We start from the raw sequence: 18,906 nt of genomic DNA on the forward strand, positions 1-18,906 counted from the left end.
CGGCGGCGGCAGGGCCGGTCAGGCCTGCAATGGCAGTTCGTCCGTTTCGGTGCGGGTGGTACGGTGGCCCTTCAGCCCGAGCTTGGCGAGCAGCTTCACGTCGGCCTCGCCCTCCGGGTTGCCGGTGACCAGCAGCTTGTCGCCATAGAAGATCGAATTGGCGCCCGCCATGAAGCACAGCGCCTGCACGGCATCGCCCATCTGCTGGCGGCCGGCCGACAGGCGCACGCGGGCCTTGGGCATGGTGATGCGCGCCACGGCGATCACCCGCACGAAGTCGAGCGGGTCCACCGGTTCGCTGTCGGCCAGCGGGGTGCCGGGCACGCGCACCAGGCTGTTGATGGGCACCGATTCGGGGTAAGGATTCAGATTGGCGAGCTGGGCGAGCAGGCCGGCGCGGTGCACGGGCGCCTCGCCCATGCCCACGATGCCGCCGCAGCACACGCTGATGCCGGCGCCGCGCACGTGCTGCAGGGTGTCGAGCCGGTCCTGGTAGGCGCGGGTGCTGACCACGTCGGTGTAGTACTCGGGCGCGGTGTCCAGGTTGTGGTTGTAGTAGTCGAGCCCGGCGTCCTTCAGCGCCTGCGCCTGGTGCGATTCGAGCATGCCCAGCGTGGCGCAGGTCTGCATGCCCAGCCCTTTGACGGCGCCGATCAGCTCGCTCACTTTTTCGATGTCGCGGTCCTTGGGCGCGCGCCAGGCGGCGCCCATGCAAAAGCGGGTGGCTCCGGCATCCTTGGCGGCCTGGGCCGCAGCCGTGACTTCCTGCACGCTCATCAGCTTCTCGGCTTTCACGCCGGTGTCGAACTCGGCCGACTGCGGGCAATAGCCGCAGTTCTCGGGGCAGCCACCGGTCTTGACCGACAGCAGCGTGGCCAGTTCGATGTCGCCGGCAGGCCAGTGCTCGCGGTGCACGCTCTGGGCCTGGAATATCAGGTCCATGAACGGCTTGTCCAGCAGCGCCTGGATGGCCTCGACGGACCAGGGCCCGGCGGGCACCTGCGCGACCGGCGGGCGGCGGTGCAGTTGCACGGCTTGCGCCGCGGCGGGGGTGGGTGGGACAGCGGTGGTTGGCATGGTGGGTGGGCCCTTTCTCGTCTGGTTTTCGGCAGTCCGGCATCTGGCCGGTCGTGGCAGGCGCAGATTCTGGCGGAGCCGGCGGCGCAAATCCAGATCCAGGCCTCACAAACCCGAGCACGATGGAGTGCCGTTATCTACCGTCAACGGCCGGCCCGCGATCGGGCTTTTTAAGCGAGGTTGCGCGACATTGCCCGCACGATCGCACAGGTGCAAAACCCGTGTCGCCTTCTGTCGCGAAACCATGGCCATCTTTCCGAAAACACTTCGACCCACCGCGCAGCCATGCCCGGAGTTGCGTGCAGTTGGCGCCAGTGCCGCTGGAGGGCGGCAGGCAATGCCTGCCGATTCGTCAGCCCAGCGCCGCAATCACGTCTTTAGGGGCCTGCACCAGCTCGATGAGCACCCCCTCGCCCGCGATCGGAAACTCCGCGCTGGATTTGGGGTGCAAAAAGGTGATGTCGTGCCCTGCGGCTCCCTGGCGGATGCCGCCCGGCGCGAAACGCACGCCCTGGGCGGTGAGCCATTCCACCGCGCGCGGCAGGTCGTCGATCCACAGGCCGATGTGGTTGAGCGGCGTGGTATGCACGGCCGGCTTCTTGTCCACGTCCAGCGGCTGCATCAGATCCACCTCCACCGCATGCGCGCCCCGGCCCATGGCCAGGATGTCTTCGTCGACGTTTTCGCGCTCGCTGCGGAAGGTGCCGGTCTGTTCGAGGCCCAGCATGTCCACCCACAGCGCCTTCATGCGCTCCTTGTCGGTGCCGCCGATGGCGACTTGCTGGATGCCGAGGACCTTGAACGGGCGTGCGGTGATGGGATTTGCCATGCGGATTCCAAAAAACGGTTTACTATGATTTTTATAGCAATATGCCCTAGTGGAATATGCGCCGCAGGCCAAAATGGTCCTGATCCACAGCGTGCCACCCCCAGGCATGCGCCACGCGGTGCCGGCCGGTTCGGGCCCTGCCCCCCCTGCCCGCGACACCGCGCACGAAGATCACTGGAATTCCAGGATCACCTGGTCCACCGCCAGCGACTCGCCCTTGCCGGCGACCACCTTGCCCACGATGCCGTCCTGGGTGGCGAACAGGATGTTCTCCATCTTCATGGCCTCGATCACCGCGAGCTTTTCGCCGGCCTGCACCGCCTGGCCCGGCTGCACCGCCACGTCGACCAGCAGCCCGGGCATGGGTGACAGCAGGAACTTGCTCAGGTCCGGCGGCGCCTTGTACGGCATGAGCTGGTGCAGGCGAGCGCCGAGGGGCGACAGCACGATGGCATCGATCTGCGTGCCGTTGTGCGAGATGCGCAGCGCCAGCGGACTGCGCGGCGTGCCGCGCTCGACCTGTGCGGTGAAGCCCGCGCCGTTGCACTGGCCCTGCACGCGGATCTGGCCCAGCGTGGCCGCGCTGCCGATCTGGTAGCTCTTGCCGCCCACCGACACGGCGCTGGAGCCCGAGCTGCCCTGGAAGTCCGTCACCGACACCGCGTGGTGCTCGTTGCGGCCTTCGTGCCCCATCACCACCACCACGAACTGCTCGCCCACCTTCACGTTGTGGCCGGCCAGCTGCCCGCTGATGCCCGAGGCACGCGCACGGTAGCGGCGGTTCATGTAGGCCGCCAGCGCCACCAGGAACAGCGGATCGTCGTGCGGCACGTCCTGCGAGGCAAAGCCCTGGCTGTAGTTCTCGGCGATGAAGCCGGTGTTGAAGTCGCCCGCCACGAAACGCGGATGGGCCAGCAGCGCGGCCTGGAACGGGATGTTGCTGCCCACGCCGCGGATCACGAACCCGTTGAGCGCGGCGCGCATCTTGTGGATGGCGTCCTCCCGGTCCTGGCCGTGCACGATGAGCTTGGCGATCATCGAGTCGTAATACATGGGGATCTCGCCGCCCTCGTACACGCCCGTGTCCACCCGCACGCCCAGCTTTTTGGTTGTGTCGGCCTGGAACATCGACTCCTCGGGCGGCTGAAAGCGCACCAGGCGGCCGGTGGAGGGCAGAAAGTTGCGGAACGGGTCTTCGGCGTTGATGCGGCACTCGATGGCCCAGCCATCGCGCCGGACGTCGGCCTGGGTGAGCGGCAGCGGTTCGCCGGCCGCCACGCGGATCATCAGCTCGACCAGGTCCAGGCCGGTGATGCATTCCGTCACCGGGTGCTCCACCTGCAGGCGCGTGTTCATCTCCAGGAAGTAGAAGTCCTGGTCCTTGCCGACCACGAACTCCACCGTGCCGGCGCTCTGGTAGTTCACCGCCTTGGCCAGGGCCACGGCCTGCTCGCCCATGGCCTTGCGCGTCGCGTCGGAGATGAAGGGGGACGGCGCCTCCTCGATCACCTTCTGGTGGCGGCGCTGGATGGAGCATTCGCGCTCGTTCAGGTAGATCACGTTGCCCTGGCTGTCGCCCAGCACCTGGATCTCGATGTGGCGCGGCTCCTGCACGAACTTCTCGATGAAGATGCGGTCGTCGCCGAAGCTGTTGCGCGCCTCGTTGCGGCACGAGGTGAAGCCCTCCAGCGCCTCCTTGTCGTTGTAGGCCACGCGCAGGCCCTTGCCGCCACCGCCGGCGGACGCCTTGATCATCACGGGGTAGCCGATGTCGCGGGCGATCTCCACCGCGCGCTCGGCCGACTCGATGGCGTCGTTCCAGCCCGGAATGGTGCTGACCTGCGCCTCGTTCGCCAGTTTCTTGGAGGCGATCTTGTCGCCCATGGCGGCGATGGAATGGTGCTTGGGGCCGATGAAGACGATGCCCTCCTCCTCCACGCGCTTGGCGAAGGCTTCGTTTTCCGACAGGAAGCCGTAGCCCGGGTGCACGGCCTGCGCCCCGGTCTGCTTGCAGGCGGCGATGATGCGGTCGGCCTGCAGGTAGCTCTCGCGGCTGGGCGCCGCCCCGATGTGCACGGCCTCGTCGGCCAGCTTGACGTGGCGCGCCTCCTTGTCCGCATCGGAATACACCGCCACGGTGGCGATGCCCATCTTCTTGGCGGTGGCGATGACCCGGCACGCGATTTCGCCCCGGTTGGCGATCAGGATTTTGGTGAACATGGTGTTGGGGAGTGGAGGTGTTCTAACGGGCGGTGTCTTGCGTCTTTTTCGTCTGTCTGTCTCGCGGCACGGGGCTCATGCGTGCCGGTCGATGGCCGGGCTCATGTCTTCCATCCAGAGCACGTTGTCCGAGTACGACTGCAGGTCGGGCGAGAGGTTGGAGGTGGAGCCCGAGACCCACACCTCCTTGTGCAGCTCGGACTTCACGTAGGAGATGGCGTCTTCGAAGTCCCCGTCGCCGGCGGAGAGGATCAGCCGGTCGTACACGTTCTGGGCCGCCAGCTTGATGATCAGCGTGGCGATGCCCACGTCCACGCCCTTTTGCACCGACCGGTCAAACTGGTGGCTGCAGTTGGGGCAGTTGGCGTGCATGCGCTTGAGCTTGTAGAGCTGCACCCGGAACTTCGGCCCGATGGGCGGCGCGGTCTTGATCCAGGAGTGGAACGCGTTCTGGGCATCGGTGGATGGATCGCTCGCCGAGTTCAGGTAGTAGCTCTCGTGGATCGGCCCGCCGTTCAGGCGCGTGATCTCGTTCTTGAGCTTCAGGTAGTCGAAGGGCCGGCCCTTGCCGTAGTTGAAGAGGTAGGCGCCATCGACGATCCAGACGGTTTTCATGGGGCGTGCATCGCTCACAGCGGAATGTTCCCGTGCTTGCGCCAGGGGTTCTCCAGCTTCTTGCCCTGCAGCATGACCAGGCTGCGGCAGATGCGCTTGCGCGTCTCGTGCGGCAGGATCACGTCGTCGATGAAGCCGCGCGCGCTGGCCACGAAGGGGTTGGCAAAGCGCTGCTTGTATTCGGCCTCGCGGGCGGCGAGCTTGGCGGGGTCGTTCTTGTCCTCGCGGAAGATGATCTCCACCGCGCCCTTGGCGCCCATCACCGCGATCTCGGCGTTGGGCCACGCCAGGTTGACGTCGCCGCGCAGGTGCTTGGAGCTCATCACGTCGTAGGCGCCGCCGTAGGCCTTGCGGGTGATGACGGTGATCTTGGGCACGGTGCACTCGGCATAGGCGTACAGCAGCTTGGCGCCGTGCTTGATGATGCCGCCGTACTCCTGCGACGTGCCGGGCATGAAGCCGGGCACGTCCACGAAGGTGACCACGGGGATGTTGAACGCGTCGCAGAACCGCACGAAGCGCGCGGCCTTGATGCTGCTCTTGATGTCCAGGCAGCCGGCCAGCACCAGCGGCTGGTTGGCGACGATGCCCACGGTCTGACCCTCCATGCGCGCCAGGCCGATGACGATGTTCCTGGCGTAGTCGGGCTGCAGCTCGAAGAAGTCGCCGTCGTCCACCACCTTGGTGATCAGCTCCTTCATGTCGTAGGGCTTGTTCGGGTTCTCGGGCACCAGGGTGTCGAGGCTGCGGTCCATGCGGTCGGCCGGGTCGTTGCTCGGTCGCACGGGCGGCTTTTCGCGGTTGTTCAGCGGCAGGTAGTTGTACAGGCGACGCAGCATCATCAGCGCCTCGACGTCGTTCTCGAACGCCATGTCGGCCACGCCGCTGCGGGTGGTGTGGGTGCCGGCGCCGCCCAGCTCCTCGGCCGTGACTTCCTCGTGGGTGACCGTCTTGACCACCTCGGGGCCGGTCACGAACATGTAGCTGCTGTCCTTGACCATGAAGATGAAGTCGGTCATGGCGGGCGAGTACACGGCGCCGCCAGCGCAAGGGCCCATGATCATGCTGATCTGCGGGATCACGCCGCTGGCCAGCACGTTCTTCTGGAACACGTCGGCATAGCCGCCGAGCGAGGCCACGCCCTCCTGGATGCGGGCGCCGCCCGAATCGTTGAGCCCGATCACCGGCGCACCCACCTTCATGGCCTGGTCCATCACCTTGCAGATCTTCTCGGCATGCGTTTCCGACAGCGCGCCGCCGAACACGGTGAAGTCCTGGCTGAAGACGAAGACGAGGCGGCCGTTGATCATGCCGTAGCCGGTCACCACGCCGTCGCCGGGAATCTTCTGGCCTTCCATGCCGAAGTCGGTGCAGCGGTGCTCCACGAACATGTCCCATTCCTCGAACGTGCCGTCGTCCAGCAGCAGCTCGATGCGCTCGCGCGCGGTGAGCTTGCCCTTCTTGTGCTGCGCGTCGATGCGCTTTTGACCGCCGCCCTGGCGGGCGAGTTGGCGCTTTTGCTCCAGTTGTTCGAGGATGTCTTGCATGGGTCGCTCTTTCGGTGGTGATTCTTTTGCTATTTATTTAATAGCGGTATGCCGGGAGTTTTCTTGTGCTGCGAGCAGATTCCGTGCGGCAGTGGACGCGGCGATGCGCCCGGCCGCCACGTCCGCCTGCAGCGTGGGCAGCAGCGCCCGCACCTCGGGGTGCTGGCGGAAAGCGTGCCGCAGGCCTGCCTCGATGCGCTCCCACATCCAGGCCAGGGCCTGCCTTTCACGGCGGCGGGCGAGCCGGCCGCTGGCGGTCTGCAGTTGGCGGAACTGGCTGACGGCGGCCCAGAAGGCCTGCAGGCCCTGGCCCTGCAGCGCGCTGATCTGCAGCACCTTGGGTTGCCAGGGGGCGGCATCGGCCGGGGCCGGTGCCGGCTCGCTTTCGGCCTGCACCGCGCCGTGGCCCGCTGCCGGCGCATGGCGGGGGTGGCCCAGCGAGCGCTCGGGGTTGCCGTGCTGGCTGAGCAGCCGCAGGCTGGAGGTGATCTGCGCCTCGGCGCGGGTGGCGGCGTGTGGGTCGATGTCGGCCTTGTTGATGACGACCAGGTCGGCGATCTCCATCACGCCCTTCTTGATCGCCTGCAGATCGTCGCCGGCGTTGGGCAGCTGCAGCAGCACGAACATGTCGGTCATGCCGGCCACGGCGATCTCGCTCTGGCCCACGCCCACGGTCTCCACCATGACGATGTCGTAGCCGGCGGCCTCGCACACCAGCATGGCCTCTCGCGTCTTCTCGGCCACGCCGCCCAGGGTGCCGCTGGACGGGCTGGGGCGGATGTAGGCCTTCTCGTGCATGGACAGGTGTTCCATGCGGGTCTTGTCGCCCAGGATGGAGCCGCCCGACACGGTGGACGACGGGTCGATGGTGAGCACCGCCACGCGGTGGCCCAGGCCGATGAGGTGCAGGCCCAGCACTTCGATGAAGGTGGATTTGCCCACGCCGGGTACGCCGCTGATCCCCAGGCGAAACGACTGGCCGGTGTGCGGCAGCAAGGCGGTGAGCAGCTCGTCGCCCTGCGCGCGGTGGTCGGCGCGGGTCGACTCCAGCAGCGTGATCGCCTTGGACATGGCCCGGCGCTGCACGGTCTGGGCGCCGTGGAGGATGCCGTCCAGCCAGCCGCCGGCCGAAGGTGGCCGATGGGGCGAAGCCCCCGTAGAAGAAGCGGTCGAAGGCCGGGGCGCGCTCATTCGACCCCCTCTTCGGGCCGCCACTCGTAGTGCACGTCCACGTCTTCCTCGCCGGTCTGCACGAAGCCGTGGCGCTGGTAGAAGCGGTTGGCATCGCTGCGCTGGAGCGCGGTCACGCGCAGCACGGCGCCTTCGCGGCGCGCCCGGTCCTGCACCTGGGCCAGCACGGCGGCACCCACGCCGGCGCCCTGCCAGTCCGGGTGCAGGTACAGGTGCTGCAGCCGCAGCGCCCGGCCGCCCTCGGGCCGCACGGTGACGAAGCCCATGCGCCGGCCGTCGGGTGCGACCAGGTGCTGCATGTGCTCTGGGGTGAAAGCCGCGCGCAGCCGCTCGCGCGAGCGCTCGGGCGTGTAGCGGCCCACGCGCTCCAGGCTTTCGCGCATGGCCGCGGTGCGCAGCGCCAGCATGGGCTCGAAGTCCGCTTCGGCCACCGGATGCCAGGTGAATGCGGGGGCGGTCAATGCGGCACCTCCACGCGGCGCCATGCCATGCGCGCGGGCGCCCGGCCGACGGTCGCCGTCGTCATGCCGCGAAGGCCTTGCGGATCTGCTCCAGCACGTCCTTGGCGCTGGCCGGGATCGGCGTGCCGGGGCCATACACGCCCTTGACGCCCGCCTCGTAGAGGAAGTCGTAGTCCTGCACCGGGATCACGCCGCCCACGAAGACGATGATGTCGTCCGCGCCCTGGTCCTTGAGCGACTGGATGATGGCCGGCACCAGCGTCTTGTGCCCCGCCGCCAGGGTGGAGACCCCCACGGCGTGCACGTCGTTCTCGATGGCCTGGCGCGCGCATTCCTCGGGGGTCTGGAAGAGCGGGCCCATGTCCACGTCGAACCCCAGGTCGGCGAAGGCCGTGGCCACCACCTTGGCACCGCGGTCGTGCCCGTCCTGGCCGAGCTTGGCGATCATCACGCGCGGGCGGCGGCCTTCGGCCTCGGCGAACTCGTTGATCTCGGCCTTGAGCTGCTCCCAGCCCTCGGCCGAGTCGTAGGCGGCGGCATACACGCCCGTCACCTTCTGCGTGTCGGCGCGGTGGCGGCCATAGACCTTCTCCAGCGCATCGGACACCTCGCCCACCGTGGCGCGCAGCCGCATCGCCTGGATGGCCAGGTCGAGCAGGTTGCCTTCGCCGCTTTCCGCCGCGGCCGTGAGCGCGTCCAGCGCCTGCTGCACCTGCGCGGCATCGCGTTTTTCGCGGATGGCTTTCAGGCGCGCGATCTGCCCGTCGCGCACCTTCACGTTGTCGATCTGCAGGATGTCGACCGGGTCTTCCTTGTGCAGCTTGTACTTGTTGACGCCCACGATCACGTCCTTGCCCGAGTCGATGCGCGCCTGCTTCTCGGCGGCCGCGGCCTCGATCTTGAGCTTGGCCCAGCCGCTGTCCACCGCCTGGGTCATGCCGCCCATGGCCTCGACCTCTTCGATGATGGTCCACGCGGCATCGGCCATGTCCTGCGTGAGCTTTTCCATCATGTAGCTGCCGGCCCAGGGGTCGATCACGCTGGTGATGTGGGTCTCTTCCTGGATGATGAGCTGCGTGTTGCGGGCGATGCGGGCCGAGAACTCGGTGGGCAGCGCGATGGCCTCGTCCAGCGCATTGGTGTGCAGGCTCTGCGTGCCGCCGAACACCGCGGCCATGGCCTCGATGGTGGTGCGCACCACGTTGTTGTAGGGGTCCTGCTCGGTCAGGCTCCAGCCGCTGGTCTGGCAGTGGGTGCGCAGCATCAGGCTCTTGGGGTTCTTGGCACCGGTGGCCTTCATGATGCGGCACCACAGCAGGCGCGCGGCGCGCATCTTGGCCACCTCCAGATAGAAGTTCATGCCGATCGCCCAGAAGAACGACAGGCGGCCGGCGAACTCGTCCACGTCCAGCCCCGAGGCGATGGCCGTCTTCACGTACTCCTTGCCATCGGCCAGGGTGAAGGCCAGCTCCAGCGCCTGGTTGGCGCCCGCCTCCTGCATGTGGTAGCCGCTGATGGAGATGGAATTGAACTTCGGCATGTTCCGCGCCGTGTAGCCGATGATGTCGCCGATGATGCGCATCGAGGGCTTGGGCGGGTAGATGTAGGTGTTGCGCACCATGAACTCTTTCAGAATGTCGTTCTGAATGGTTCCCGACAGCTGGTCCTGCCGCACGCCCTGCTCTTCCGCGGCCACCACGTAGCCGGCCAGCACCGGCAGCACGGCGCCATTCATCGTCATGGACACGCTCACCTTGTCCAGCGGAATCTGGTCGAAGAGGATCTTCATGTCCTCCACCGAATCGATCGCCACGCCGGCCTTGCCCACGTCGCCCGTGACGCGCGGGTGGTCGCTGTCGTAGCCGCGGTGCGTGGCCAGGTCGAACGCCACGCTCACCCCCTGCCCACCGGCGGCCAGCGCCTTGCGATAGAAGGCGTTGGATTCCTCGGCCGTGGAAAAGCCTGCGTACTGGCGGATCGTCCAGGGCCGCACCGCGTACATCGTGGCCTGCGGGCCGCGCAGGTAGGGCTCGAATCCCGGCAGCGTGTTGGCGTAAGGCAGATTCGCCGTGTCCTCGGCCGTGTAGAGCGGCTTGACCGTGATGCCATCGGGCGTCACCCAGTTCAGCGCCGCGACATCGCCACCGGGGGCCGACTTGGCGGCGGCCCGGGTCCACGCGGCGAGGTCTGCGGGGGCGAAAGAGGGGAATGGGGTGTTGCTGCTCATATCTGGGAAGGCTTCACGGGTGGCGAGAAAAGCGCGGTGGCGCTGCAACGATTTGGCACAGTGAAGCGAGTCTAACCCAATCTGTAATTATTAATTTATAGTTTTTCTGCGGTACATTCCCGCCATGTCAGCCGCCACCCTCACCCCCCGCGCCCTCTACGAAGAGGTGGCGGAGCAACTGCGCCAGCGCATCTTTCGGCGCGAGCTGCAGCCCGGCAGCTGGATCGACGAGCTGCGCATCGCCGAGGAGTTCGGAATCAGCCGCACCCCCCTGCGCGAGGCCCTCAAGGTGCTCGCCGCCGAAGGGCTGGTCACGATGAAGGTCCGCCGCGGCGCTTACGTGACCGAGGTGTCCGACAAGGACCTGCGCGACGTGTACCACCTGCTGGCGCTGCTGGAGAGCGATGCGGCCGGCGTGGTCGCCGCCAGCGCCACGGCCGAACAGCTGCGCGAGCTGGAAGGACTGCACCGCGAGCTGGCCGCCAGCGTGGCCGACCGCGAGCGCTTCTTCGCGGTGAACGAGCGCTTTCACATGCGGGTGCTGGAGATGGCCGACAACCGCTGGCGCAACCAGATGGTGGCCGACCTGCGCAAGGTGATGAAGCTCAACCGCCACAACTCGCTGCTCAAGCAGGGCCGCATCGAGGAATCGCTGCGCGAACACGGCCGGGTGCTGGCCGCGCTGCAGGCACACGACGCGCAGGCCGCCGCCTGCGCCATGCGCGAGCACTTCTCCAACGGGCTGCAGGCTGCCGCCTGAGCCGTGCCGCGGCCTGCGGGCCGCGCCCCCCTGAGACACCCGGCGCTTGCCCCGCAGGGATATCGCCTTCATGATGCACCCGTTGTCCATAAACGATGGCACCGCGCGCGTGCGGTAGCCATCCCCCACGGCCAAGGCCGGTGACACACGGGAGGAGCTTGCATGCTGGAGCGGTTTTTCTTGCTGGGAGAGTCCCCTGCCGACCTGCTGGTGGCACAGCACGATCCGTGGCTGGTGCTGCTGTCGGTCGCGGTGGCCGTGGCCACGTCGACCCTCGCGCTGCACCTGGCGGGGCAGGCCCGGCTGACCCACGAACCGGTGCACCGCACGATGGCGCTGGCCACTTCCGCCGTCGCGCTGGGGGCGGGCATCTGGGCCATGCATTTCATCGGCATGCTGGCCTTCACCCTGTGCGTGGCGGTCCAATACGACGTGGGCATCACCCTCCTGTCGATGCTGCCGGGCCTGGCCGCCTCCTGGGTGGCGCTCACCGTGCTGGCCCGCCAGGAGGTCACCGGGCGGCAATTGGCCATGGGCGGATTGCTCGTGGGCGCGGGCATCGGCGCCATGCACTACGCCGGCATGGAAGCCCTGCGCATGGCACCGGACCTGCGCTACGACCCGGCCTGGTTCGCCGCATCGATCGTGGTGGCGGTCGTCCTGGCCGTGCTGGCGCTGTGGGTGCGCTTCACGGTGCACCAGCGCAGCGGCATGTCCAACTGGCAGGCCACCGTGCTGTCGGGCAGCATCATGGGCATGGCGATCTCGGGCATGCACTACACCGCCATGGCGGCTGCCCGCTTCGTCGGGCAGGCCGACCCGGAAATGCCGGACAGCCACGCCTGGACGCAGGCGCTCGCGGTGATGGTGGCGCTGGTGACGGCCGGGGTGGGAATCTTCGCGGGCGTGGCCAACGGCCTGATCCGCTACCGCGACATGTACCGCAAGGTGCGCCGCAGCGAATCGCGCCTGCGCGCCCTGGTGGACACGGCGGTGGACGGCATCATCACCATCGACCATGAAGGCACGGTCCAAAGCTACAACCGCTCGGCGGAGCGCATCTTCGGCTGGCCGCCCACCGACGTGCTGGGCCGCAACATCCGCATGCTCATGCCGCAGCCCGACAGCGCCGCCCACGACGGCTACCTGCGCCGCTACCTGGAGACCGGCGAGGCGCGCATCATCGGCACGGGCCGCGAGGTGCTGGGGCTGCACCGCGACGGCAGCACCTTCCCGCTGCGGCTGGCCATCGGGCGCGCCGATGCGCCCGGGAGCCCGATGTTCGTGGGGTTCGTCACCGACCTGCGCGGCGTGAAGGAAGCAGAGATGCGGCTGGGCATCGCCGCCAGCGTGTTCGCGCACAGCTACGAAGCGGTGCTCATCCTGGACGCCGAGCGTGCCATCGTGGATGCCAATCCCGCGTTCGAGCGGATGATGGGCGAGTCCCGCACCGAAGTCCTCGGCCGCCACGTGCAGACGCTCTACGCCGCCGCGCCCCACCCTGACTTTCCTGGCGTGTGGCATGCCGTGCAGGCCCAGGGCTACTGGCAGGGGGAACTGCTCGGGCGCAGCCCGCAGGGGGCCTTGCCGCAGCGCGTGTCCATCGCGGCGGTGCTGGGCGACGAAGGCTACCCGCACCACTACATCGTGGTCATCAGCGACATCACCCAGATCAAGGCGCACGAGCAGGAGCTGGAGCACATCGCGCTGTACGACAGCCTCACCGGCCTGCCCAACCGCCGCCTGCTGGCCGACCGGCTGGTGCTGGCGATCGCCCATGCGCAAAGGCACCGCGAACTGCTGGCCGTGTGCTATCTCGATCTCGACGGCTTCAAGCGCGTGAACGACCAGCACGGCCATGCCGCCGGCGACCAGTTGCTCATCGAGGTCGGCCGGCGCATCCAGTCGCATCTGCGCGCCGAGGACACGCTGGCGCGGCTGGGCGGCGACGAAATGGTGCTGCTGATCGGCGGGCTGCAGTCCCCCGACGACTGCGCCCCCCTGCTGGAACGGGTGCTGCAGGCCGTGCACCAACCCGTGCCGCTGCCGCACGGCCAGGGCTTCGTCTCGGCCAGCATCGGCCTGAGCATCTACCCGCTGGACGGCGACAACCCAGACCTGCTGCTGCGCCAGGCCGACCACGCCATGTACGAGGCCAAGCAGAACGGCAAGAACCACTGCCGACGGTTCCAGGGCGCCGAACCCATGGTGCAGGCGCCGCTCTACGCATCCGGCCGCTAGGTGCCAAGCGCCGGCGGCAGTGGCGACTCCCGCTCCTGCCCCTACGGCGCGCTGAAGAGGTGCTCCAGGTCCACCGGATGCATGGCCGATGCGATCACGGGTTGCCACTGGGGCAGCTCGTGGTTGGCGGACAGGTTGATCCGGTCCGCCCATCGGTCTTGGTAAGTGACGATCCGGGGATTGCCTGCCGCGGAGTAGGTCCCTGGCTGTGCCGACGCCACCCAGCCCGGATGGTGCATGAGCATCGGCATGGACTGGATCGGGTCCAGCGACCGGGTGAACTGGCGCAGCGCGAAGGCCATGCCCCCTGCGGTCTTCGGGGCGACGTAGCGCTGCGCGACGGCCTCCATCCCCAGGCGCGGCGGGTTGAAGGCGTAGGTGCTGACCTTGCCACGCGCGCCGTTGGCGTCCAGAAAATGCGCGATGTCGAAGCTGGCCAGAGTGGCCACCGCCGCCCCGAGGCTGTGTCCCACCACCGAGACCGACAGCGCCTTGCCGCTGTCCCGCGCCATGCCGGCATAGCGCATCAGCAGGCCAGCCAGATCCAGCCCGTTGGCACGCGGCGCCAGCGCTTCGGCATGCCACCGCTCCTGCCAACCGCTGCCCACCTGTCCCAGGTCAGGAAGGCCCGGGTCCAGCGGATTGGCATGGGGCCGGGGAATCTGCGACTTGAGGTCGCACATCAGATCGTCGCGGTCTTCCATGCGTGTGCCGGCAAACCCCAGCACGACCGCGAGCACCTGCGGGTGCTCCAGGTGGTCCCAGCACTTGGTGGCCGCGCTGGACTGATCGGCGGCGAAGCGCATGCCGCCCCGGCCGGTGATCTCGTCGAAATCCACGGTGTACGCCTGCCCCGCGAAATCCCGCATGCCCTCCAGCACCGCCCGCTGCAAGGCCTGCGTGGCCCTGGACGGCAGGCTGCGGGCGCCGCCGGCGTGCGGCAGATCGACCACCCAAAGGGCATCGGCGATATCGACCGAGGCCATGTCGATCACCGTTGGGGCCTCCAGACGGGCCCGCATCGGCCCGGAGCCGGTAGAGAGGCGCGGCGGCCGTTGAACCGCCAACCCGTGCAACGGCCCCGCGGTGCTGTGCCGCATCGGGATGCGTACCGGGGCACCGGGTGGAGGGCCTTGCGGAGTGGGCGCGCCCACCGAATGCGGCGGTGCCGTCGCTGGAAGTGGCTGTCGGAAAAATGCCGTGGTCATCGATCAGAGGTGCGCGGGTGATGCACGCGGGCGGGGGGTTGGGCGCAGACCCTGGCACCGGCGCATGGAATGGAGGAGGAAACCGAGGCCGGTATTCCACTGCGCCCGCCGCGGTCCGGAGCGACCGTGGGCGAACCGAGATGCCGCCCCGCGAACTGCGCAGCCCTCTCCGTCCCCGGTCCATCTTCGCTCCGGTTCAGACGGCAGTTGCCCCTTCAGCCTGCGCCAGCGCGTGATCGCGATAGGCCCGGCCGAAGCGATTGCCCAGGAAATCCCCCAGCGCGATCTGCTCCTGCCGGATGAACCCGGACTGCGGCAGCCGCCCCTGCACCACCAGGTCCAGTGCCGCGCAGATGCTGGCCGCCGTGGTCAGCTGGATGGCATTCAGCGCGTGCCCGCCCACCGTGGCGCCGACGATGCGTGCCGAGTACGCGTCCTGCACGAGCCGCCCGCCGCGCAGGCCCGATGCACTGGCGAAGACCACGATCACGTCCTGCTCGGTGGCCGGAATGGCGGCCTCGAAAATGTCCTTGAGCAGGTCACGCCGGTCGCGCAGGCGCAGGTCGTTCAGCAGCAGCTTCAGGATGGCGCAGTGCCCCGGGTAGCGGATCGACTGGTAATCCATGCGGCGGGCCCGGCCGGCCCAGGTTTCGGGCAGGGTGCCCAGCCCGCCCGAGGTGTTGAAGGCCTCGTATTCCACCCCGTCGAGCGCGAAGGTCTCCAGTCCGTCCAGCGCCGCCACGGTGGTAGGCTGGCCGTCCACGATGGCTTCGCAGGGGTTGCAGTATTCGTTGATGAGGCCTTCGGTGCTCCACGTCAGGTTGTAGCGCAGCGCGCCCAGCGGGTAGCGCGGCAACGCGCCCACACGCATGCGCAGGTCGTGCAGCGTGTCGAAGCGCCGCGCCAGATCGTTGCCCACCACGCCGATGAAGCCCGGCGCCAGCCCGCACTGCGGCATCAGCACGCTGCGGGCGTCCTGCGCCAGGGCACGGATCGCCTGGGTGCTGCGCACGTCTTCGGTCAGGTCGAAGTAGTGCACCCCGTGGCGGGCGCACAGCGTGGCCACCGGCACGGCGCGGTGGAACGGCAACGCATTCAATACGGCGAACTGCCCGGCCACGGCCGCCTCCAGGGCGCCATCGTCCTGCAGCAGCACGGTGCCGACGCCCAGCGCCGCCACCCGGGCCAGCGCCTCGGGGTCCCGGTCGGCCACGGTGATCTGGTATTCGCCCACCTCCTGCAGCAGCACGGCCATGGCAAAACCGATGTGGCCCGCGCCCAGGATGGCGATGCGATGGGTCGATGGGGTGGAAGGCATGGCGGTCTCCTCAAGGGGGTTGCAACGAAGGGATGGATGCAGCCATGCTAGGCGCCGATGCTGTCGATGTGTAGCGTGCAAAACGTCGTATTTGCTTCATTCATTCGCCGAAACGACGAAAATGACTGACGCATTCGCAGCCCTGTTCCAAAGGACCCCGCCATAGCCACCGAAATGGACGACACCGATCGCCGCCTGCTCAGCCTGCTGCAAGCCAACGCGCGCGAAAGCACCGCGCTGCTCGCCCGCCGCCTGGGCCTGGCGCGCACCACCGTCGTCGCGCGCATCGCCCGGCTGGAGCGAGAGGGCATCGTGGCCGGCTACGGCGTGCGGCTGGGAGCGCCGCTGCAGGCGCAGGCCGTGCGCGCCTGGTGCAGCCTGAGCGTGCTGCCCAAGGCCTCGCCGGCGGTGCTGCGCATGCTCGGTGCGCTGCCGGAGGTGGAAGAGGTCTCGGCCGTGAGCGGTGCGTTCGACTACCTCGTGTTTCTGCGCTGCACCAGCCATGAACAGCTCGATGCGCTGCTCGACCGCATCGGCCAGCTGGAGGGCGTGCACCAGACGCAGACCAGCATCGTGCTCAGCCGCAAGATCGACCGGCGGGGCGCAGGCGACTGAAGGCGCTGCCGTTTGCTCCTGATTGCATAGCAACACAGGCAATCAATCCGCCGGCATGGGCGCATTTCCCTTTGAATCCGTCTTCCCCGGTCCGATGGGATAATGCGCCCTGCCCTTCCCCCAGCCCTGTCTCCCCTGCCTGCCGCTTTTTCTGTCCGTGCCCATATCCACCGCTCCCTACAGTCCCTGGCGCCTGTCCGTCGCGCCCATGATGGACTGGACCGACCGCCACTGCCGCTACCTGCACCGCCTGCTGAGCCGCCATGCGCTGCTCTACACCGAGATGGTGACGACCGGCGCGCTGATCCATGGCGACGTAGAGAGGCACCTGCGCTTCAACGCCGAGGAGCACCCGGTGGCCCTGCAACTGGGCGGCAGCGAGCCGGCCGATCTGGCCCAGGCCGCGCGGCTGGGTGCGCAGTGGGGTTACGGCGAGATCAACCTCAACTGCGGCTGCCCCAGCGAGCGCGTGCAGCGCGGCGCTTTCGGCGCCTGCCTGATGAACGAGCCGCAACTGGTGGCCGACGGCGTGAAGGCCATGGTCGATGTGGTGGATGTGCCGGTCACGGTCAAGCACCGCATCGGCATCGACCAGAGCGAAGACTACGGCTTCGTGCGCGACTTCATCGGCACCGTGGCGGATGCGGGCTGCAACGTGTTCATCGTCCATGCGCGCAACGCCTGGCTCAAGGGCCTGTCGCCCAAGGAAAACCGCGAGATCCCGCCGCTGCGCTACGACGTGGTGCAGCGCCTGAAGGCCGATTTTCCGCACCTCACCATCGCCTTGAACGGCGGCCTGGCCACCGACGAGGCCGTGGCCGATGCGCTGGGCCGGGTCGATGGCGCCATGGTGGGGCGCGAGGCGTACCACAACCCCTGGTGGCTCGCGCGCTGGGACGCGCTCTACTTCGGCGCCGCCGACAACGCCCTCACGCGTGAGGGGGTCGAGGCTGCGATGGTGGACTACATGGCACGCGAGGCAGCGCTGCATGGCACCCACTGGTATTCGATCGCCCGCCACATGCTGGGGCTGCGCCACGGCCTGCCGGGCGCGCGTCGCTGGCGGCAGGTGTGGAGCGACCACCGGCTGAAAGGCCTGCCCGCGCACGAGGTGATGGCCCTCGCGCAGGCGCCGCAGCGCGGCGCGCCTTCCGACGCCCCGGCCGCCCTGGACACCTCGGCCGAACTGGCGGCCACGCGGTAAATCCGGCCGGCACGGCCGGCGCCGTTCCGGGCACCGGGCCCGGGCAATGCAGTTGGACTACGATGGCGGCTCGGACGGTGGCCCGCCGTGGAGGCCATCGCCCTCAAGCACCGTTTCTTTTTGCCCATGCCCTCGCTCGATTTCTCCCGGGAAGAAAAAGGCTTCGAAGCCGCCTATGCCCAGGAACTGCCTGCGCTGCAGTACGCCTGCGCCTCCTATATGGCGCTGCTGCAGGCCATCCTCTCGCGCACGCCCCACCTGGACATCACCAAGGTCGAGGGGCGCGTGAAGGACCGCCGCGAATGCGTGAACAAGTTCTCGCGCAAATACCGCGCGGCGCTGGAGGAAAGCAACACCCCCTACGAAATCCGCCCCTACATCACCGACCTGATCGGCGTGCGGGTGGTGTGCCTGTACGAGGACGAACTGGAAAAGGTGGCGCAGGCCGTGCGATCGCACTTCGACGTGATCGACGTGACCGACAAGGTGACGGCGGTGGAGAGCACCGAGGACTCCTTCGGCTACAAGGGCCTGCACCTGGACCTGCGGCTGACGCCGACCCAGGCAGCCCTGGCCGAACACGCGGCCTATGCCCACCAGCCGTTCGAGCTGCAGGTGCGCACGATCATCCAAGACTCCTGGAGCGTGCTGGACCACAAGATCAAGTACAAGAAATCGATCCCCGGGCAGCTCAAGCGGCGCATCAACGTGCTGTCGGCCCTGTTCGAGCTGGCCGACCGCGAGTTCCTGCAGATCCGCGACGCAACCGAGGCCGAACTGCGGCAGGCACCCGACGAAACCGCCGAACCCGACGACGACACCGACCTGGAGTCGGCCCCCGCCGAGAAGGCGCAGGCGCCGGGCAGCGAGCTCAATGCGTTCACGTTCCTCAAGATCGCGAACCACTTCTTCAAGGACCAGGACTTCGAGCCGCACAAGGTGGACTTGTTCGTGGACGACATCCGCGCATGGTCGCCCACCATCACCCGGGCCCGCTTCAACACCCTGATGCGCGCCACCATCGGCACCGTCAAACGCTACAAGCAGCACTTCGAGGACCACAACCCCCAGGGCAGCTTCAACGCCTACACGGTCATCCGCCACTGCCTTTACCTGGGCGACCGCACCACGTTCCGACGGGCATTGCGCAACAGTTCGCGCGAGGCGTTCGAGGCATGGCTGAAAGAACAGGCCTGACGACACGTCCAGGCACCGACCACCAAAACAGCCCTCAGCGCAATCATCACTAGGCATGGTGCTATATTTTAATAGCAACAAACAGCCTGCCGTCACACGACAATTGTTTCCATTTGTCGCATAAGTGACTCGTTTGTCAGTACTTTCACGCCATACAGGGGTTGCGTTGTACTGCTATATTTGCACTGCAACATAT

At 67.8% G+C, this 18,906-nt stretch carries 15 protein-coding genes; 5 read left to right on the forward strand and 10 right to left on the reverse strand.

Annotated elements, in window-relative coordinates; all coding sequences use genetic code 11:
- Positions 1-18 precede the first annotated feature (18 nt).
- From bioB to scpA, 8 genes are all read right to left on the reverse strand, one after another.
- Entirely contained in the window at positions 19-1,077 is a 1,059-nt protein-coding gene (gene bioB / locus AC27IO_RS05910; protein ID WP_498737851.1) for a biotin synthase BioB, read from the reverse strand.
- Positions 1,078-1,429: 352 nt separating this feature from the next.
- Complete coding sequence (locus AC27IO_RS05915; protein WP_284399723.1) at positions 1,430-1,906, reverse strand: VOC family protein; 477 nt, start codon at positions 1,904-1,906, stop codon at positions 1,430-1,432.
- A gap of 171 nt (positions 1,907-2,077) precedes the next feature.
- Positions 2,078-4,126, reverse strand: a complete 2,049-nt coding sequence (locus tag AC27IO_RS05920; protein ID WP_284431137.1) for an acetyl-CoA carboxylase biotin carboxylase subunit — start codon at positions 4,124-4,126, stop codon at positions 2,078-2,080.
- Between the two features lie 75 nt (positions 4,127-4,201).
- Positions 4,202-4,741 carry an NYN domain-containing protein gene (locus AC27IO_RS05925; protein WP_272569491.1) on the reverse strand — a complete coding sequence of 180 codons (540 nt, stop codon included), beginning with the start codon at positions 4,739-4,741 and terminating at the stop codon, positions 4,202-4,204.
- Positions 4,742-4,755: 14 nt separating this feature from the next.
- Positions 4,756-6,288: an acyl-CoA carboxylase subunit beta gene (locus tag AC27IO_RS05930; RefSeq protein WP_272569492.1), complete on the reverse strand. Its 1,533-nt coding sequence runs from the start codon at positions 6,286-6,288 to the stop codon at positions 4,756-4,758.
- 33 nt (positions 6,289-6,321) lie between these two features.
- Positions 6,322-7,479, reverse strand: a complete 1,158-nt coding sequence (gene meaB / locus AC27IO_RS05935) for a methylmalonyl Co-A mutase-associated GTPase MeaB (RefSeq protein ID WP_498737855.1) — start codon at positions 7,477-7,479, stop codon at positions 6,322-6,324.
- Positions 7,476-7,940, reverse strand: a complete 465-nt coding sequence (locus AC27IO_RS05940) for a GNAT family N-acetyltransferase (protein ID WP_498737857.1) — start codon at positions 7,938-7,940, stop codon at positions 7,476-7,478. Before AC27IO_RS05940 ends, meaB begins: the two co-directional genes overlap by 4 nt.
- Before the next feature lie 61 nt (positions 7,941-8,001).
- Positions 8,002-10,167 carry a methylmalonyl-CoA mutase gene (gene scpA, locus AC27IO_RS05945; RefSeq protein ID WP_284431139.1) on the reverse strand — a complete coding sequence of 722 codons (2,166 nt, stop codon included), beginning with the start codon at positions 10,165-10,167 and terminating at the stop codon, positions 8,002-8,004.
- A 124-nt stretch (positions 10,168-10,291) separates the two neighbouring features.
- On the opposite strand from scpA, the gene AC27IO_RS05950 reads away from it, so the two are divergent.
- A complete protein-coding gene (locus tag AC27IO_RS05950) occupies positions 10,292-10,927 on the forward strand; it encodes a GntR family transcriptional regulator (RefSeq protein ID WP_284431140.1) in 636 nt (211 codons plus the stop codon).
- A gap of 162 nt (positions 10,928-11,089) precedes the next feature.
- The gene (locus AC27IO_RS05955) at positions 11,090-13,168 is read left to right on the forward strand and encodes a sensor domain-containing diguanylate cyclase (RefSeq protein WP_284431141.1); all 2,079 of its coding nucleotides are present in this window, start codon (positions 11,090-11,092) and stop codon (positions 13,166-13,168) included.
- A 41-nt stretch (positions 13,169-13,209) separates the two neighbouring features.
- Here the strand turns inward: AC27IO_RS05955 and xopAP are convergent, their stop codons facing one another.
- A complete protein-coding gene (xopAP, locus tag AC27IO_RS05960; RefSeq protein ID WP_498737861.1) occupies positions 13,210-14,190 on the reverse strand; it encodes a XopAP family type III secretion system effector in 981 nt (326 codons plus the stop codon).
- Positions 14,191-14,572: 382 nt separating this feature from the next.
- Complete coding sequence (locus AC27IO_RS05965) at positions 14,573-15,694, reverse strand: saccharopine dehydrogenase family protein (RefSeq protein ID WP_498737863.1); 1,122 nt, start codon at positions 15,692-15,694, stop codon at positions 14,573-14,575.
- Between the two features lie 174 nt (positions 15,695-15,868).
- Here AC27IO_RS05965 and AC27IO_RS05970 point away from each other — a divergent pair, with 174 nt between their 5' ends.
- From AC27IO_RS05970 to AC27IO_RS05980, 3 genes are all read left to right on the forward strand, one after another.
- Positions 15,869-16,309, forward strand: coding sequence for an Lrp/AsnC family transcriptional regulator (locus AC27IO_RS05970; RefSeq protein WP_498737865.1), 441 nt, complete (start codon positions 15,869-15,871; stop codon positions 16,307-16,309).
- Positions 16,310-16,517: 208 nt separating this feature from the next.
- On the forward strand, positions 16,518-17,513 hold the full coding sequence (dusA, locus tag AC27IO_RS05975; RefSeq protein ID WP_498737867.1) for a tRNA dihydrouridine(20/20a) synthase DusA: 996 nt from the start codon (positions 16,518-16,520) through the stop codon (positions 17,511-17,513).
- Positions 17,514-17,639: 126 nt separating this feature from the next.
- On the forward strand, positions 17,640-18,710 hold the full coding sequence (locus AC27IO_RS05980) for a GTP pyrophosphokinase (protein WP_498737869.1): 1,071 nt from the start codon (positions 17,640-17,642) through the stop codon (positions 18,708-18,710).
- The last annotated feature ends 196 nt before the right edge of the window (positions 18,711-18,906 follow it).

The organism is Acidovorax sp. KNOB132, from assembly GCF_057541515.1.

Bases quoted from the DNA above. Each gene is read 5' to 3' on its own strand.
- meaB (WP_498737855.1), bottom strand. From the start codon at position 7,479: ATGAGCGCGCCCCGGCCTTCGACCGCTTCTTCTACGGGGGCTTCGCCC.
- AC27IO_RS05950 (WP_284431140.1), top strand. From the start codon at position 10,292: ATGTCAGCCGCCACCCTCACCCCCCGCGCCCTCTACGAAGAGGTGGCG.
- xopAP (WP_498737861.1), bottom strand. From the start codon at position 14,190: ATGCGGGCCCGTCTGGAGGCCCCAACGGTGATCGACATGGCCTCGGTC.
- scpA (WP_284431139.1), bottom strand. From the start codon at position 10,167: ATGAGCAGCAACACCCCATTCCCCTCTTTCGCCCCCGCAGACCTCGCC.
- AC27IO_RS05965 (WP_498737863.1), bottom strand. From the start codon at position 15,694: ATGCCTTCCACCCCATCGACCCATCGCATCGCCATCCTGGGCGCGGGC.
- dusA (WP_498737867.1), top strand. From the start codon at position 16,518: ATGATGGACTGGACCGACCGCCACTGCCGCTACCTGCACCGCCTGCTG.
- AC27IO_RS05930 (WP_272569492.1), bottom strand. From the start codon at position 6,288: ATGCAAGACATCCTCGAACAACTGGAGCAAAAGCGCCAACTCGCCCGC.
- AC27IO_RS05915 (WP_284399723.1), bottom strand. From the start codon at position 1,906: ATGGCAAATCCCATCACCGCACGCCCGTTCAAGGTCCTCGGCATCCAG.
- AC27IO_RS05955 (WP_284431141.1), top strand. From the start codon at position 11,090: ATGCTGGAGCGGTTTTTCTTGCTGGGAGAGTCCCCTGCCGACCTGCTG.
- AC27IO_RS05920 (WP_284431137.1), bottom strand. From the start codon at position 4,126: ATGTTCACCAAAATCCTGATCGCCAACCGGGGCGAAATCGCGTGCCGG.
- AC27IO_RS05980 (WP_498737869.1), top strand. From the start codon at position 17,640: ATGCCCTCGCTCGATTTCTCCCGGGAAGAAAAAGGCTTCGAAGCCGCC.
- bioB (WP_498737851.1), bottom strand. From the start codon at position 1,077: ATGCCAACCACCGCTGTCCCACCCACCCCCGCCGCGGCGCAAGCCGTG.
- AC27IO_RS05970 (WP_498737865.1), top strand. From the start codon at position 15,869: ATGGACGACACCGATCGCCGCCTGCTCAGCCTGCTGCAAGCCAACGCG.
- AC27IO_RS05925 (WP_272569491.1), bottom strand. From the start codon at position 4,741: ATGAAAACCGTCTGGATCGTCGATGGCGCCTACCTCTTCAACTACGGC.